The 15392-nt window shown below is 60.9% G+C and carries 16 protein-coding genes; 6 read left to right on the top strand and 10 right to left on the bottom strand.

Annotated elements, in window-relative coordinates; translation table 11 throughout:
- Positions 1-81 precede the first annotated feature (81 nt).
- Complete coding sequence (locus tag C7S18_RS03755; RefSeq protein WP_106890286.1) at positions 82-1017, top strand: exopolyphosphatase; 936 nt, start codon at positions 82-84, stop codon at positions 1015-1017.
- 61 nt (positions 1018-1078) lie between these two features.
- On the opposite strand, the gene C7S18_RS03750 is transcribed toward C7S18_RS03755, so the two are convergent.
- The 4 genes from C7S18_RS03750 to C7S18_RS03735 all read right to left on the bottom strand — a co-directional run bounded on the left by C7S18_RS03750 (position 1079) and on the right by C7S18_RS03735 (position 4330).
- A complete protein-coding gene (locus C7S18_RS03750; protein WP_106890285.1) occupies positions 1079-1564 on the bottom strand; it encodes a nuclear transport factor 2 family protein in 486 nt (161 codons plus the stop codon).
- A 384-nt stretch (positions 1565-1948) separates the two neighbouring features.
- A complete protein-coding gene (locus C7S18_RS03745; protein ID WP_106890284.1) occupies positions 1949-2554 on the bottom strand; it encodes a pyridoxamine 5'-phosphate oxidase family protein in 606 nt (201 codons plus the stop codon).
- A 656-nt stretch (positions 2555-3210) separates the two neighbouring features.
- Positions 3211-3675, bottom strand: a complete 465-nt coding sequence (locus C7S18_RS03740; protein WP_106890283.1) for a nuclear transport factor 2 family protein — start codon at positions 3673-3675, stop codon at positions 3211-3213.
- Positions 3676-3778: 103 nt separating this feature from the next.
- Entirely contained in the window at positions 3779-4330 is a 552-nt protein-coding gene (locus C7S18_RS03735) for a carboxymuconolactone decarboxylase family protein (protein WP_106890282.1), read from the bottom strand.
- A gap of 128 nt (positions 4331-4458) precedes the next feature.
- Here C7S18_RS03735 and C7S18_RS03730 point away from each other — a divergent pair, with 128 nt between their 5' ends.
- Positions 4459-5424 carry a LysR family transcriptional regulator gene (locus C7S18_RS03730; RefSeq protein ID WP_106890281.1) on the top strand — a complete coding sequence of 322 codons (966 nt, stop codon included), beginning with the start codon at positions 4459-4461 and terminating at the stop codon, positions 5422-5424.
- 16 nt (positions 5425-5440) lie between these two features.
- Here the strand turns inward: C7S18_RS03730 and C7S18_RS03725 are convergent, their stop codons facing one another.
- On the bottom strand, positions 5441-6616 hold the full coding sequence (locus tag C7S18_RS03725; protein WP_106890280.1) for a CaiB/BaiF CoA transferase family protein: 1176 nt from the start codon (positions 6614-6616) through the stop codon (positions 5441-5443).
- Positions 6613-8154, bottom strand: a complete 1542-nt coding sequence (locus tag C7S18_RS03720; protein ID WP_106890279.1) for a DNA recombination protein RmuC — start codon at positions 8152-8154, stop codon at positions 6613-6615. Before C7S18_RS03720 ends, C7S18_RS03725 begins: the two co-directional genes overlap by 4 nt.
- Positions 8155-8340: 186 nt before the next feature.
- On the opposite strand from C7S18_RS03720, the gene C7S18_RS03715 reads away from it, so the two are divergent.
- From C7S18_RS03715 to C7S18_RS03700, 4 genes are all read left to right on the top strand, one after another.
- Complete coding sequence (locus tag C7S18_RS03715; RefSeq protein ID WP_106890278.1) at positions 8341-9822, top strand: hypothetical protein; 1482 nt, start codon at positions 8341-8343, stop codon at positions 9820-9822.
- Between the two features lie 140 nt (positions 9823-9962).
- On the top strand, positions 9963-10331 hold the full coding sequence (locus tag C7S18_RS03710; RefSeq protein ID WP_106890277.1) for an ArsR/SmtB family transcription factor: 369 nt from the start codon (positions 9963-9965) through the stop codon (positions 10329-10331).
- Positions 10328-10864, top strand: a complete 537-nt coding sequence (locus C7S18_RS03705; protein ID WP_206207973.1) for an SRPBCC family protein — start codon at positions 10328-10330, stop codon at positions 10862-10864. Before C7S18_RS03710 ends, C7S18_RS03705 begins: the two co-directional genes overlap by 4 nt.
- Before the next feature lie 109 nt (positions 10865-10973).
- Entirely contained in the window at positions 10974-11870 is an 897-nt protein-coding gene (locus C7S18_RS03700) for a bifunctional helix-turn-helix transcriptional regulator/GNAT family N-acetyltransferase (RefSeq protein ID WP_106890276.1), read from the top strand.
- Between the two features lie 24 nt (positions 11871-11894).
- On the opposite strand, the gene C7S18_RS03695 is transcribed toward C7S18_RS03700, so the two are convergent.
- Genes C7S18_RS03695 through C7S18_RS25185 form a run of 4 tightly spaced genes read right to left on the bottom strand, consistent with a single transcriptional unit; the run spans position 11895 to position 15381 of the window.
- Positions 11895-12488, bottom strand: coding sequence for an ABC-type transport auxiliary lipoprotein family protein (locus C7S18_RS03695; RefSeq protein ID WP_106890275.1), 594 nt, complete (start codon positions 12486-12488; stop codon positions 11895-11897).
- Positions 12485-13456, bottom strand: a complete 972-nt coding sequence (locus C7S18_RS03690; RefSeq protein WP_106890274.1) for an MlaD family protein — start codon at positions 13454-13456, stop codon at positions 12485-12487. Before C7S18_RS03690 ends, C7S18_RS03695 begins: the two co-directional genes overlap by 4 nt.
- Positions 13457-14260: an ABC transporter ATP-binding protein gene (locus tag C7S18_RS03685; RefSeq protein WP_106890273.1), complete on the bottom strand. Its 804-nt coding sequence runs from the start codon at positions 14258-14260 to the stop codon at positions 13457-13459.
- Positions 14257-15381, bottom strand: coding sequence for an MlaE family ABC transporter permease (locus C7S18_RS25185; protein ID WP_106890272.1), 1125 nt, complete (start codon positions 15379-15381; stop codon positions 14257-14259). Before C7S18_RS25185 ends, C7S18_RS03685 begins: the two co-directional genes overlap by 4 nt.
- Positions 15382-15392: the final 11 nt, after the last annotated feature.

Raw genomic sequence — 15392 nt, 5'->3', positions numbered from 1 at the left:
CCAATCGCCCCTTTCTGGGCTCCATTGCAGCCAAGGAAAACCGCGGGTTAGACTCGGGGTGATGGAATGGGGCCGGCATGCATGAACGATAAGAAGAAGTACCGATTGGTTACCCGCAGCGACTTCGATGGTCTGGTCTGTGCCGTGCTCTTGAAAGAGCTCGACCTGATCGACGAGATCGATTTCGTGCACCCGAAGGACATGCAGGATCAGCGCATTCCGATCACCGGGCGCGACATCATCACCAATCTGCCTTATGTCGAAGGCTGCCATTTGGCGTTTGATCATCATCTGAGCGAAACCAGCCGGCTCGATACGCGCCGCGCCAATCACATCATCGATCCACATTCGCCGTCAGCGGCCCGAATTGTCTACAACCACTTCGGTGGCAAGGCCGCGTTCCCGCGCGTGTCCGAAACCATGATGGACGAAGTGGATCGGGCCGACTCGGCGCAGTACAACATTGATGAGATTCTGGATGCCAAGGGCTGGGTGCTCCTGAACTTCCTGATGGATGCGCGCACCGGGCTCGGTCGGTTCAAGAACTTCCGCGTGTCCAATTATCAATTGATGATGCAGTTGATCGAATACTGCCGGGATCACAGCATCGAGCAGATTCTCAGTCTTCCAGACGTCTTGGAGCGCAGTGAGCTGTATGCGCACCATCGACCATTGGCCGAAGCCCAGATCAAGCGATGTGCGAACGTGCATGGCAATCTGGTCGTGCTCGATCTCCGGGACGAGGACATCATCTTTGCGACAAACCGGTTCTTGATCTATGCATTGTTTCCCCAGTGCAACATCAGCATGCATGTGATGTGGGGCGTCAAGCAGTCAAACACCGTGTTCGCGATTGGCAAGTCAATCACTGATCGCAGCTCGAAGACCAATGTCGGCGAGCTTTGCCTCAAATATCGCGGCGGTGGTCATGCTGCGGCCGGTACTTGCCAAGTGGCCAATGACGATGCCGATCAGATCAAGGTAGACCTGATCGCGGCGATTACCGCCGAAGGCTGATTCTGGTTCGCGCAACCGTGCCCGAATGTCCGGTTCGGACATTCGGTGCCACGCTGCCCGATCAAGATGGTTGCTGCGCCAGGAACTTGTTGAGATTCGCGCGCGCCGTGTTCCGCACCTTGTTCCGCAGCAGCGGCGTCCAGCCGAGCAGCAGCACGGGCATCGGCCCAAGCGCCTGCTTGGCCCAGCGGTTGAAGTCGAACCGGTCGCGGTGACCAACGATTAGACCGTCACGAAACTCGAACTCTGCATCGATGATGTTGTGCACCATGCGACCGGTAGCGCTGAAACGGTAGACAGGTTCCCAATGCGCGAGCACCTTGCCGTGCTCACTCCGAATGCCGGAATAGTCGAGCTTCCACACATCCTTTCCCTTGGCCTTGACTGCTGCGCAAAGCATCTGCCACATGCCACCAACTTCAACGCGGCCGCGCAAGCTGAACGCTTCGTCCTCAAACCACGCATCAGGTGCGTAGAACGCGGTCATGGCCTCGCCATCCAGTCTGGCGAACGCCTGATAGAACTGTTCGATCTTCTCTGTCGACATACCGCCTCCCGAATTCGGACTGGTCAATCATGCCTGGAGTATGTCGGGCCGGGCAGTGGTAATCCAGCCAGCTCGTCATGTCGCGATGGCTCTGGATCGGGCAATGCGGGTCGCTGGTCAAATGAGCTGAGTCGCGCGTCAAATCATTGCCGACGCCGCGAAATCGTCACGACCTACCGTTGTCGCAAGTAACCCTCTCCCCAGCCCGCTCCCACTCGCGAGGGAGAGGGAGCGCTCCCGCCCCCGCGATCGCGGGGGCGGGCTACTTGTGATGAAGCGAGCCATCGCATTCGACATACCTGACCTGACCAAACGCACCCAGCCGCACAGTTGATCTGGCCCAATCGATTGGTCTGCACAAGCCGCGACTGCGTACGAGTCACGTCAGCTCCGATCCAGGCTGGCCAACTTCGCCTCCAACTCAGCAATGCGCCGATCCTTTTCCTGAAGCGCCGCCAGCACGTCTTCAGCATCAAATCGCACCGGAATATGCTGCGGGCAGTTCGCGTCCCAGGCATGCACCTTGAAGATCAGAATCTGCTCGGGCCGACCGGAATCATCGATGGGTTGGAGGCGCTCCGCCCACTCAGGGTCAAACGGCTGCATCGCAGCCTCACCCCAAATCTTGACGCGTTTGCGGCGTCGGTAATCAATCAGGAACAGATGTGCCTTTGGGTTTTCTTGCAGATTGCCGCTGCTGATGTATTGCCGATTGCCACTGAAGTCGATGAACGCCAAGGTGTTTGGATCGAGCACGCGCACGAAGCCCGGCGCACCGCCACGGTGTTGGATGTAGGGCTGCCCTTCGGCATTGACGGTCGCGAGAAACAGGCTCCGCTGCTCGGCAATGAATTCGGCAAGTTCGGGCGTGATTGTGGTCGCCCAGGAGCCATTGCGCTCCATCGCCGCGTAGGCGCGACGCGAGCCCTTTTGGGCTTGCAAGGCTTTAACGGTTTCGGTAAAGGCAATATCGCTGGAATAGGAGGTCATGTTCGACTCCGATCGTTTACAGGAGCGCGTTCTGGCCGGACGGAACGCACTGATTCGGGCATCCAATCGGCACCACGGACCCGGGGTGCTCACCCAAGCTTCCGTCATGCCAGCGAAACAGACTGTGTGAAAACATCGAAGGACCGGTTCAAGCAACCTAGCCGATCGCGTTCGGAAGCGATGATGAACGCAAGCGATGGGTCAGCTTGCCGCGAGTTTGAACCCCGCCCCGGATCAAGTCCGGGGCGACGAATCGCGAAAATGTCCGTCGCGGCAAGACCATTGCTTCAGACGCTGGAAAGGGGCGGTTTCCCAAGGAAATCCAATCCACCTCTCGTCACCCCGGACTTGATCCGGGGTGGGTTTGAAGTTCTTGCAGTCGCACTGACGTGATGTTGAAACGCCAAATTTAGTCCTACCCCAACGTTTCCACACAGCCTGGAAACTCGGGATCCAGAATACTTGCGACACAGCGGCCAGCTTGCCTTGGGTCCCGATTGTCGTCGTGGTGACGACTTCGGTTGGCATCGAAAGCCGCAACCGTTTTCACACCGTCTGTTTCGCTGGAACGACAACCAGTGCTTTGCTTGGATGGACGATTGATAACGGTCAGCGCGCCGGACAAGGTCGCCGCTGGCGCGTTCTCGATTGCCCGTTCAGAGCCCCAAAGCACTGAGCGTCGGTGCCTCCACCGGACGTGCGCCCAAGGGCCACCGAAACTGGCGATCCGCCTCGGCAATGCGAAGATCATTGATGCTTGCCAGGCGCACCCGCATCAGACCTTCGGCATCGAACTCCCAGTTCTCGTTGCCATAGCTTCGCCACCACTGCGCATCGGCATCCTGCCACTCGTACGCAAAGCGCACGGCAATCCGATTGCCTTGCCAGGCGAACAATTCCTTGCACAAGCGATAGTCGCGTTCGCGTTGCCACTTGCCGATCAGGAATGCCTGAATCGCTGCACGTCCGTGCAGGAACTCATTGCGATTGCGCCAACGGCTGTCCTCGCTATAGGCCAGCACGACGCGGTCTGGATCGCGGCTGTTCCACGCGTCCTCGGCCATACGAACTTTCAGTGCAGCGCTTTCGGCATCAAACGGCGGTAAGGGTGGGCGGCTCATCGGAGGCTCCGGTTTCTAGTTGAGGGTCATCAACACTCTTCAATGCAGTACGGGCTCAGGACGAGCCCGTACTGCGCCGGCTGCATCCTTGCAGCCATTTCGATCACGCTGCCTGGCGCAGGCTCACGACCGGAAAGTCGATCTCGGTCTTGGCCACTTCGTTGATGTAATTGGTCCAAGTGTTCAGGGCCACGTGCTGGACGATCTCGACGATCTCGGCGTCGCCGTAACCGGCCGCTTTGACCGCAGCGACATCGTCGGCACTGACCTTGCCGCGCTGCTCAGTGACCTTGGCGGCGAAGGCAACTGCCGCCGCGGCCTTCGGATCTTTCGAACTGCCGCTGCGATTGGCAGCAATTTCAGCATCGTCGAGCTTGGCCAGGTTTCTGCCCAGATAGGTGTGCGCCGACAGACAGTAGGCACAGCCGTTGATCTCGGCCACGGCCAGCGCAATGCGCTCGCGGGTCGGTGCACTCAGGCTGCCCTTGCCCAGTGCGCCCGAGAGGCCAAGGTAACCCTCCAGTGCGGCCGGGCTGTTGGACACCAAGCGAAACAGGTTCGGCACCGAGCCGAGCTGCTTTTGCACGGCTTGCAGCAGCGGCTGGGACTGGGTCGGGGCGGTGTCAATGGTGGTCGGGATGTTGAGACGGGACATTTTGGAAACTCCTATTTGATCGGTTGGGGATGCGCGTCGTGGCGCGGTGAAAGAAGATTAGAGACTGCTGCTTTCTGGAACTAGACGGGCTAGGATGGAATCACCCTTCCGAAAAATGGAATAATCAGATGGACCGCCTGGAAGCCATGCAGGTCTTTGTAGAAGCCATTGAAGGCGGCAGCCTGTCGGCCGCGGGGCGCAAACTCGGCATGCCGCTGGCGACAGTCAGTCGCAAGCTCTCCGATCTCGAAGCGCATCTGAAATCGAGGCTCCTGAATCGCTCGACGCGTCAGCTCACGCTGACCGATGCCGGTCGCGAGTATCTCGCGGCCTGCAAACGCATTCTCGAAGAGGTCGGCGAGGCCGAACGTGGTGCCGCTGGCGAGTACAGCGAACCGCGCGGCGATTTGGTGATCACCGCGCCGATTGTGTTCGGACGCATCCATGTGCTGCCCATTATCCTCGAGTTTCTGGCGGCTTATCCCGAGGTGGCTGTGCGCCTGGTGCAGAGCGATCGCGTGCTGCATCTGCTCGATGAGCAGGTGGATCTGGCCATTCGCATCGGCCCCCTGCCGGATAGTCGTCTGACCGCGACGCGCCTTGGCGGCACCCGCCGGGTCGTCTGTGCCAGTCCGGATTACCTGCGCCGCGCGCCACCGGTGACGACACCGACGGACCTGAGTCGCCATGCCTGCATCGCCTTCGACGCGATGACTGATCAAGACAGCTGGCGATTCCCGTCCGCCCAAGGCGAGATCAGTGTACCGGTCCACCCGCGCTTGCAGGTCAATAGCGCCGACGCCGCGCTGACCGCTGCCTTGGCTGGGAGCGGGCTGACCCGCTTGCTCTGCTATCAAATCCGCGCCGCCGAGGATGACCAACGCCTGCAACGCGTGCTGGTTGAACACGAACCCGAGCCCAGCCCCATCAGCTTGGTCTACACGCAACAGCGCCGTCTGCCGCTAAAACAGCGCGCGTTTCTCGACTTCGCGGCGCCGCGCTTGCGCGAACGTCTCAGTCAACCGCCGACCCAACCGCCATCGATCGAAGCCGAGGCGCCTGCTGACAACACACGCCCGCGCAGACGTCGTTGATGCGAACGCCGCGCGCTCAAATCTGAGCTTGCTGCTGCAACCAAGCCAATGCAGCTTCCGTATCGGCGCCGAGCTCCGGCGCCGCTTGGGCAGTTGAGGCGCGCGTGATCGGATTTTGCACACTCTTGAAGGACGTGCCGTTGGCGCGCCTCGTCTCCTGCACCAAACCGCGATGCAAGACCTGCGGATCCACCATGACCTCAGCAATGTTCTGAATCGGCGTCGCTGGCACGCCAGCATCCGCGCACGCCGCGAGCCAATGCCGCGCGGGCTTTGTGCACAGCGCCGACTCGATCTGGTTGATCAACACGTCGCGATGCTGGACACGCGCGGCGTTGCTGGCAAACCGCGGATCCTCGAACCACTCGGCATGCCCAGCCAAGCGCGCAAACGCTTGAAACTGGCCATCATTACCAACTGCCAGCATGAACGGCGCATCGGCCGCACGCACGACTTGATACGGCACGATGTTCGGGTGTGCCGAGCCCTGACGCTTGGGCACCCAGCCGCCAATCAGATAATTGCTGGCCTGGTTCGCCAACATGGCAACTTGCACGTCGAGCAGCGCGAGATCAATGTGCACGCCCTGCCCCGTCTGGGCGCGCTGAATCAGCGCGGCCTGAATCGCGTTTGCGGCATAGAGCCCGGTCATCAGATCGGTGACGGCAACGCCGAGTTTCTGCGGGCCGCCGCCCGGCAGGTCATCGCGCTCGCCATTGATGCTCATCAAGCCACCGCGCGCCTGAATCGCCGCGTCATATCCGGCCAATCCGGCATCAGGACCGTCCTGACCATAACCCGTGATTGAGCAGTAGATCAGTTTCGGATTGAGCGCAGACAGACTCGCGTAATCGAGCCCATATGCCGCCAGGCCGCCCACTTTGAAGTTCTCGACTAGCACGTCCGCATGACGCACCCATTCGCGAATGAGATTGGCACCGCTCGGCTCCGCGAAATCGATCGTGACCGACTGCTTGCCGCGATTACAGCAAACAAAGTAGGCCGACATTTTTGCCGCAGGCGCCCCAAGCCAAGGCGGACCCCACTGGCGCGTGTCGTCGCCTGATTCCGGGCGCTCAATCTTCCAGACGGTAGCGCCGAGATCAGCCAGCAATTGCGTTGCCCAGGGCCCTGCCAAAATGCGCGATAGATCGAGCACCCGCACGCCCAGCAGCGCATTGGCGAGACTCATGCCTTCGGCTCCGATTCCGAATCAGGCGCCGGCAGCAGCGGTTCCATCGCTTCGGCATCCTGCAGCAGCGCGGCCGGCATCTGTTTACTCGCTTTCGCGCCCATCCCCTTCAGGCGCTCAACCTGCACCACCAGATTGTTGCGACCACTGCTGATCCGCTTGATCGCTTCGGCGAGCTCATCGCGAGAGCCATCGAGCTTGTTCAAGGTCTGCTGCAGATTCTCGGCGACTCGCACGAAACTGTCGTACAACTCACCCGCGCGTCTGGCAATGTCTTCGGCATTGCTCTGGCGTTCCTGCACACGCCAGAGTTGACTCACGACCCGCAACAGCCCAAGCAGCATGCCTGGACTGGCAAGCACGACATTGCGGCTCAACGCCAACTCGTAGAGGCTGTCGTCAGCGCCAACAGCTTCGAGATACGCCGCCTCGACCGGCACAAACATGACGACGAACTCCAGCGTGCGCAGATCGGGTGTGTCGGCATAGCGCTTGCGGCCCAGGTCTTCGATATGGGTGCGCATGGACTGACGCAATTCCTTGCGCCAACGTTCGCGGTCTTCATCCGACTCACTGTTGACCAACTCTTGATACGCGAGCAACGACAGCTTGGAGTCGATGATCAGACTGCGCTCGTCCGTGAGCCGGATCAACACGTCTGGAATCTGCGTACTGCGCTCGATGCCTTGCACGGACTGCTGCAACAGATACTCACGACCCTGTGTCAATCCGGCCAACTCAAGCAAACGCTTCAAAACGAGTTCGCCCCAGTTGCCCCGCTTCTTCGCGTCGCTGCGCAACGCGCGCGTCAACGCGTGAGCTTCCTCGCTCAGTGTCTGATTCAGGTCTTTCAGTTGCTTCAACTCGCCCTTCAGCTCGACGCGACCTTCAAGATCGAGCCGCGTCGCCTCGCGCACATCGCGCTGAAACGACTCGATTTGCTCGCGGAACGGTTTCAGCAAATGCTGCAACTGCTCGGATTGCCGCTCGCTGAGATGCTGTGCCTTGGTGTCGAGGATCGACGCCGAAAGCGCCTGGAACTGCTCGCCAAGCACTTCGCGCGCCTGTGTCAACCATTGCCGGGTGACCTCAGCCGTCCGCGCCTGCTCGTCTGCCTTCGCGCGCGCCTCGGCCAGCGCCCGTTCGAGTGCCGTGTTCTGCATGGTGAGTTGATGCATTTCCTGCAAGCGCAGATTCAGCGCACCAATCTGCGCTTCGGCAGACTGTAAAGCTGTCTCGGCGACTCGGTGCCCTGACTCGGACTTGGCCGATAGTTCTTGATACTGCTGGAGGCGCAGCGCCAGATCATCCAGCCGCGATTGCGCCTTGTCCTGAACCTGGCCGATCTGGACCTGGGCCTGCTCACGCTCCCGGCGTTCCCGCTGCAACGCCTCCTGGAGCAACGTGACCTCTGCGTCCCGGCTGTGCGCGCCTTCCGCAAATCGCGTGGCGGCAAGGTGCCGACCAAACCACCAGGCGAGTCCAAAGCCCAATAGGGAGGCCAATACGGCAATGATTGCAGCTGTCACGCTTTCCACTTGGTTTCCTGATACGTCATTCGATGATGTTAATGCGGCGCCGCGAAACAGGGTCTGACTTACGTCGCGTCCCGTTCCAGCAACATTCCGGGCAGCACCTTAGCAGAGCCGCTTGAACTTGCTTCGGCGGCGCGCCGCGAACCCGCTCTGGTAGCATGAGCGAGCCCAACGTCAAAGACGCCGCAGATGCCTTACAAGTCGCGAATCATCCCAGCTTTGATATTGATTCCAGCTGCGCTGGCACTCGTCGGATGCGGGCGATCGGGCGAGCAGGAAGCGCTGGATACGGCTGCCAAACCCGGAGTCGCGCCAAAGCCTGCGATCCGCGTTATTGAGGCCTCTCTGCCTGAGCGCTTTCGGGCGCCGCTGCCGAGCACCAGCCAGGAACTTCAGGCTTGGGCGCGCGGTGAACGACCGAACCTGCCACCGCCTTCGCATCTGCGTGACCACCTGCTGCAAGGCGCTACCGAGACGATCAGCCAGATCGAATTGGCAGCACAACAAGTCGATCCCGCAGATTGGCAGGCCTGGGGTCAGGTTTGGAGCGATTTGGTCGGGTATTACCGACCTGAACCCGCCTTCTGCGCAGAGAGCCAGCCGGTCATTGCGGGCGCCGACAGCGCACTGCGGCAGGCCTTGATTGGTCTCTACGCCGGTACATGTTTCAAGAGCGACGAGATTGCGTGGATGGATCGCCCAGACACCCCTGGCTTTGCAATCCTGCGATTTTACGAATCGGAAATTTATGAGAACCCTCGGCCAGTACGAGCCTATTCGCCAAGACTGGCAGCAGTAATCGGCGCGCGCATCGAGAACGACGAAGCCTGGCGGGTCGGCCAATACGCTGCCTTGCTCGCCGATCAACCAGATGCGGCCGCAACCCGTGATTTGCTTGCCTTGCACGCCAGGATCAAGGACCCGATTCGTGCCGATGGGGTTGCTGCAGCCCTTAATCGAAGCAAGCTCCCAGAGGCACGCGCTGTGTTCATGGCGCTGTGTCAACGCCATCCTGAGCATTCCAGTTGTCGATCTGCCCCTGGTCAGGACACGCCTGCGGATTCGGCACCGGAAGTCGTCAATCGTGAGGCGCAACGAAACACGGCGGCCGCGCTCGTTGCGGCAGGCTTTGAGCGAATTGGCGGACTCGATCTTGACACCACTGATGCCGTGACCGCCGATGATCTGCTGGTGGCAGCAGGGCATGCGATCTGGTTTGACGTCGAAACGGGCACGTTTCCGAACGAACATGACAGCCTGTTGCGGTCATTGGCGCGTCTGATCACCCCGACACTGGATGCGTGTGTATTCGAGGAAGTGCCGCCCGGGCTCGACGATGAATCAGGCCCCTACGTTCTGAATGCATACTGGGCCGGCAAACAATATTCGGGCTACGCCGAGAACCTGGGCGACTGGTACGACCTGGACGCCGTGCTCGACCTGATCAACCGCGTTGTGGTTGATTCCGGGAGCACCCAGCGCTTCGTGGTCCTTGCCACCGGCGATCAGACTGCCATTGTCCTGGCCGCCCCCATCGACACCATTCAGCGCGCCAGTCAGGCGGGCCTAATCGAGCTGGCCGACCCAAGCGTCGCACAAGCATTGGGCAAGGCCGCCGAAGCGCACGTTCAGGCGATTCTGGAACGCGGCGGACCGGCACAGACGCCGTAGGGCCGGTCCATCGGTTGGGACGTGGGCGACGCGCCTTGGTTGCCCGACACAATCAGCGTCGACCGCTCGTGCAGAGGTCGGCAGCCAGATATTCAACCATTTTGTTGACTTTCCCGCCTCGCGCTTTATAATTCAACCATATGGTTAACATTAGTCCCGAAGAGTTGGACCGGCTGTTTCAAGCCTTGAGCGATCAGACGCGCCGCAACATGCTGCGCACGCTGAGTGATGGCGAGCAAACCGTTGGCGCATTGGCGAAGCCGCACGACATGTCGCTGGCGGCGGCATCGAAACACATCAAGGTGCTCGAAGAGGCTGGCTTGATTCGCCGCGACATTCGCGGCCGCGTTCACTATTGCCGAATCGATCCTCAGCCCTTGGCGCACGCCCGCGACTGGCTCCGCTATTACGAGCAGTTTTGGACACAGCGACTCGATGCGCTCGAGCAGCTGTTGCGATCCAGAACCCCCGCCGCCGCACCCCAACGCCGCACCAGGAAACCAACATGACCCAGCGAATTGCCGACACCACGGAACCAGCGAAATTTGAAATGACCCACAGCCTGACGATCGAACGTCGCCTGCCCGGCCCGCTTGAACGCGTGTGGCGCTATGTTGCTGACAGCGAGCTGCGCAGCCAGTGGCTCGCCGCCGGCGATCTCGTGCCTAAGCCCGACGCGGCGCTCGAATTGGTGTGGCGGAATGATCAATTGTCGGAGGCCACTGATCTGCGCCCGGCGGGTTTCGCTGAGGTCTCATCGGCCGTTTGCACCATCTTGAGCATCGAACCACCCCGGCACCTGCGCTTTGACTGGCCTGGGGTCGGCGAGGTCACGATCGACTTGAGCGAAAGCAGCGCTGGCGTGTTGCTCCGCCTCACGCACCGAGCGATTCCCAATCTGGCGATGCGCCACATGGTCGGCGCGGGCTGGCACGCTCATCTGGATATTCTGGTGGCGCTGATCGATGGCACTCAGGCACCGTCGTTCTGGAGCCATTGGCAGACCCTGAAGCGACAGTACGAAAGCGCTGCCAACACTTGAGATCGCCTCCTCGGCGCGCCGCGCTAAGACAAGATGGTGCGGGCGCATTGCCCCGATACGGTCTGTGCACGGACTTGACCTGAATCCATTCTCTGACTAATGTCAGAGAATGGAAATCGGGCACATTCATCAGGTTCGCCGGTTCAATCGGACGCTCTCGCAACGCATTGGCTTGCTTGACGGCAACTATTTGGACAGTGGCCGCCCATTGGCCGAGGCCCGGTTGCTGTTTGAGATCGGTCTCGATGGCTGCAGCGTTCGCGATCTCCGCGCCCGCCTTGGGCTTGATTCCGGCTACTTGAGCCGCATGCTGCGCGCACTGGAAGCCGAGAAGCTCATCAGCAGCAAAGCCGCCGACCACGACGCACGCATCAAGCGCCTGCGCTTGTCGGCGAAGGGCAAAAGGCTCTGGGCGACGCTGGACCAACGCTCGAACGACCTGGCAGCGTCGCTGCTGGAACCGCTATCCGACAAACATCGGCTGCGCTTGCTGTCGGCCATGAGTGAAGTCGAGCGCTTGCTGCGGGCATCGTCGGTTCAGATTGGCCAGGAAGACCCCGCCAGTGATGCCGCGCAAGCCTGCTTGGCGGCCTATTTCGAAGAACTTCGGCGGCGGTTCCCGGATGGATTTGACCCAGAACGGTCGGTATCGGCTCGCGAGGACGAACTGATCCCGCCGCGAGGTTGGTTTGTGCTGGCCCGTCTGGAACAGGTTCCCATTGCTTGTGGCGCGCTCAAAGTGAACGAACCCGGCATCGGCGAAATCAAACGCATGTGGGTGTCATCAGCGGCACGTGGGCTGGGCATTGGGCAACGTCTGCTCGACACGTTGGAAACTTGCGCCAAGGCAGCAGGACTCACGCACCTGCGCCTGGATACGAACCGGAGTCTCCACGAAGCGCAGGCGCTCTATGTGCGCAACGGCTTTCAGCCGATTTGCGCGTACAACGACAATCCTTACGCTGACTTCTGGTTCCAAAAGCCCTTGCGCAGCGGCGACCGCTGAGATTCCCATCATCGCGGGACGCGTTTATCCCTGCGGGATCGGTGTCCCGCATTGCGGCTGGCTCGCCTGCTGCAGAAGGGCTCCCGCGACCCTCTGGGTTGCCCGCGCAAATGCTTCGGCCAAAGCATCGGGATCATGCAAAGACGGCATTGGCAGGGTTGCAGGCGCCCCAGGCAAGTCGGTGATCGCACCGTCCGGGCAGCGATACTGGCCATGCATTGCTACCAGCACGACGGCCTTAGATTCCTCCCACTGGAAGGCGTCGATGGTCACATCCAACGTAGCGCTTTGCGCAGAATGGGTGCCCGTTAGCGCCGTCGTCGCGTGCCATTGGGAGAGTGCTTCGCCCACCAGATCGGCGGGCACCGCGGCCCAGCGAAGTCCCGGTGCTTGCATCAATCGGGCACCCGACACGACGAGCACTTGATCGGTACGCAACGCCGACGCCGCCTGCACGCGACCAGGGCGCAGATTGGCCGGCCAAGTACCACTGCTCGCATCAAACTGGACCGGCAGCAGCAACGTCGTGCTCGGCGCCGACTTTGGCACCAGACTACACGCGCTGACCACAACGATCATCGTCAAGCCGAAAAGTGTCTTTCGAACGTCGAAACTCATTGGCGGGACTCCGGCTTGGCTTGGTACGTGGGCAATGGGTCGCCATGCAGCAAATAGCCGGCAGGGGCCCGGTCAAAATCGCGCGTGATGCGGGCGAGGTTCTCGCTCGTCTCGCGCAACGCGCGCAACGTTTCTGTGAGTTCGCCGCGCGCTTGTGCATCCAAGCCGTTGAGCGTGCGGTCGCCGGTGTCAGACACGCGCTTCAAGGACAGAGCTGCCTCTTGAATCTGCTCGATCGTTGTACGCAAGTCCGCCATCATGTTCGGGTCGTCCTTGGTGTTTCCGGCGATCCCGGATTGCACCTCGGCTAATAAGGCGTTCGTGCGATCTGCCGCGGTGGTCAACTTCTGCTCCAGGGTTCGCAGATCCTGTAGCGCGAGACGTGCTTCCGGATAATCTTCACGCAATTTGCCGCTGACCTCGGCCAAGTGATCCAGGGTCGCCGAGACACGCTTGATGTTGGTATCACTGAGAACTTCGGCAATGCGCGTCATCACCTCCTGCGCGCTGTGCATTGCGCCACTACCGCCGCTCATCAGTTCGCTGAGCGTGGACGGGACGGTGTCGATCTCAGGCACATCGCGCGTGTCCACCTCATACAGCAGTTTCGACTCGGGAGAACCACCAAACATTTCGACCACGGCCACGCCGGTCAGACCGGTATAGCTGAGCTGCGCGCGCGTGTCTGCCTTGATCGGGGTATCGGCGCCGACGCGAATGCGGACATGCACTTCCCGAGGATCTTTCGGATCCAGGGTCAGACGGCGCACTTCACCGACCTGAATGCCGTGGTACTGGACCAGCCCGCCTACGGATAAACCGGTCACGGATTCATGAAAACGCACATCGTATTCCCGATACTCGCGATCCAGCTGCAACTTGCCGAGCCAGAGCACAAACACGATCAGGCCAATCGCCACGACCAGTGAGAATAGGCCAACCAGCAGATAGCGGGCATGCGTTTCCATTCAAGCTCCTTGCCCGATCAGCGCGCGGGCGCTCTGGGCATTTCGGCCGCGCGGGCCGCCAAAACATTGACGAATCCAGGGGTGCGAGTGGGTCGCAATAGCGTCCGGCGTGTCGCTCGCCACGATATGCCGATCGGCGAGCACGGCCACACGATCGCAACAGGTATAAATCGAATCGAGATCATGCGTCACCAGAAACACCGTCAGGTTCAGACTGTGCTTCAAGGTCACGACGAGTTCATCAAAGGCAGCCGCACCCAGCGGATCAAGCCCCGACGTTGGCTCGTCGAGGAACAAGATCTCTGGGTCAAGTGCCAGCGCCCGCGCGATGCCGGCACGTTTGCGCATCCCGCCGGAAAGCTGTGCTGGGGTCTTGTGTCCAGCGTCGGCAGGCAGGCCAACGAGGGCCAGCTTCAGGCGTGCGATCTCATCCATGAGGTCATGCGGTAACGGCTGATGCTCGATCATCGGCACTTTGATGTTCTCGAGCACGGTCAACGACGAGAACAGTGCGCCATCCTGAAACATCACGCCCCAGCGCCGCTCGATCCGCGCTCGCTCGGCGGGCGCTGCGTGCCGCAAGTCGGTATCGAACACGCTGACGCTGCCTGCGGCCGGCTGCTGCAGGCCAATGATCGAACGCAAGAGTACTGACTTGCCCGCACCCGACCCGCCGATGACGGCCAAGACTTCGCCGCGGGGCACATCCAGATCCAGATGTTCATGCACGATCTGCGCGCCAAAGCGGTTCACGAGTCCACGGACTTCGATGACGTTCTGACTGGCTCCGATTGACGCGTTCATAGATCAAGCTTCATGTAGAGCACCGCAAACAACGCGTCGCAGACAATCACCAGGAAAATGCTCTGCACCACCGACGACGTGGTGTGCCGCCCCACCGATTCGGCGCTGCCCGACACCTTCAGACCTTCGAGGCAACCGATTGCAGCGATCAGGACCGCAAACACCGGCGCCTTGAGCAACCCAAGCCACAAGTAGTACAGCTCGGTGGTGTCGCGCATTCGCACAAGAAACATCGTTGGCGAAATGTCCAGCGCGGTCGCGCCAACCAACGCGCCGCCAAGAATGCCCGACAACATCGCGATGAATGCCAGGACCGGCATCATGAACAGCAGCGCGACGAGCCTTGGGATGACGAGCAGTTCGATCGGATCGAGCGCCAGCGCTTGTATCGCGTCAATCTCCTCACGACTGCGCATGGAGCCGATCTCGGCGGTAAAGGCTGATCCCGAGCGCCCCGCGACCAGAATCGCCGACAAGAGCACGCCAAACTCACGCAGAAAGCTCACCGCCACAATCTCGACGGTCAATATGGATGCACCAAAGTCACGTAGCGCAGTCGCCGACAAAAACGCCACGACCGCGCCGACCAAAAAGCACAGCAGTGACACGATCGGCACGGCATCGAGCCCAGTGCGCTCCATGTGGTGAATGACCGACGTCATCCGCAGCTTGCGCCGGCCAAGCATAATGGCCGCGAAGCAAGCGGTCACTGTGCCAAGAAACGCCAGGAGTTGCCAGGCCTTGCTCCCAAACCCACTGACCGCCTCGCCGAGCTTGATGACCCAATCCTGCCAATGGCGCGTCGCCGCGCGTGGATTGACGGGTACCGCGGCGCGTTCCGCGACCAGCTTCAACAACGCTTGATGGGCCGGCCTCGCGTGATCGATTCGATCGAGTGCCGGCACGTAGGCGCGGTCAGTCACCAAGGTCCGCAGCAGCACCAGCGCCCCTGCAGAGTCGAGCGTATCGAGTTGCGACAAGTCCAAGCGCTCTGGCCGAATCCGCGCACTATCGAGGCTCGGCAGCAACTCGGAAAGGTGTGGCATCGTGAACGCGCCGCACACAGCGAGCACCGACCGGCCCGACTCATCCTTGCGCCATTCAATCTGCCGTGGTTCCATGACCTGATCTT

The organism is Ahniella affigens (assembly GCF_003015185.1).
GTDB lineage: Bacteria > Pseudomonadota > Gammaproteobacteria > Xanthomonadales > Ahniellaceae > Ahniella > Ahniella affigens.
The sequence above is the reverse complement of the archived record's forward strand: the minus strand, read 5'-3'. Positions and strand labels throughout refer to the sequence as shown.

What these genes read in the sequence shown, in the direction of transcription:
- C7S18_RS03690 (WP_106890274.1), bottom strand. Translation starts at nt 13,456, where the DNA reads ATGGAAACGCATGCCCGCTATCTGCTGGTTGGCCTATTCTCACTGGTC.
- C7S18_RS03750 (WP_106890285.1), bottom strand. Translation starts at nt 1,564, where the DNA reads ATGTCGACAGAGAAGATCGAACAGTTCTATCAGGCGTTCGCCAGACTG.
- C7S18_RS03730 (WP_106890281.1), top strand. Translation starts at nt 4,459, where the DNA reads ATGGACCGCCTGGAAGCCATGCAGGTCTTTGTAGAAGCCATTGAAGGC.
- C7S18_RS03715 (WP_106890278.1), top strand. Translation starts at nt 8,341, where the DNA reads ATGCCTTACAAGTCGCGAATCATCCCAGCTTTGATATTGATTCCAGCT.
- C7S18_RS03740 (WP_106890283.1), bottom strand. Translation starts at nt 3,675, where the DNA reads ATGAGCCGCCCACCCTTACCGCCGTTTGATGCCGAAAGCGCTGCACTG.
- C7S18_RS03725 (WP_106890280.1), bottom strand. Translation starts at nt 6,616, where the DNA reads ATGAGTCTCGCCAATGCGCTGCTGGGCGTGCGGGTGCTCGATCTATCG.
- C7S18_RS03685 (WP_106890273.1), bottom strand. Translation starts at nt 14,260, where the DNA reads ATGAACGCGTCAATCGGAGCCAGTCAGAACGTCATCGAAGTCCGTGGA.
- C7S18_RS03695 (WP_106890275.1), bottom strand. Translation starts at nt 12,488, where the DNA reads ATGAGTTTCGACGTTCGAAAGACACTTTTCGGCTTGACGATGATCGTT.
- C7S18_RS03705 (WP_206207973.1), top strand. Translation starts at nt 10,328, where the DNA reads ATGACCCAGCGAATTGCCGACACCACGGAACCAGCGAAATTTGAAATG.
- C7S18_RS03735 (WP_106890282.1), bottom strand. Translation starts at nt 4,330, where the DNA reads ATGTCCCGTCTCAACATCCCGACCACCATTGACACCGCCCCGACCCAG.
- C7S18_RS03755 (WP_106890286.1), top strand. Translation starts at nt 82, where the DNA reads ATGAACGATAAGAAGAAGTACCGATTGGTTACCCGCAGCGACTTCGAT.
- C7S18_RS03710 (WP_106890277.1), top strand. Translation starts at nt 9,963, where the DNA reads ATGGTTAACATTAGTCCCGAAGAGTTGGACCGGCTGTTTCAAGCCTTG.
- C7S18_RS25185 (WP_106890272.1), bottom strand. Translation starts at nt 15,381, where the DNA reads ATGGAACCACGGCAGATTGAATGGCGCAAGGATGAGTCGGGCCGGTCG.
- C7S18_RS03700 (WP_106890276.1), top strand. Translation starts at nt 10,974, where the DNA reads ATGGAAATCGGGCACATTCATCAGGTTCGCCGGTTCAATCGGACGCTC.
- C7S18_RS03745 (WP_106890284.1), bottom strand. Translation starts at nt 2,554, where the DNA reads ATGACCTCCTATTCCAGCGATATTGCCTTTACCGAAACCGTTAAAGCC.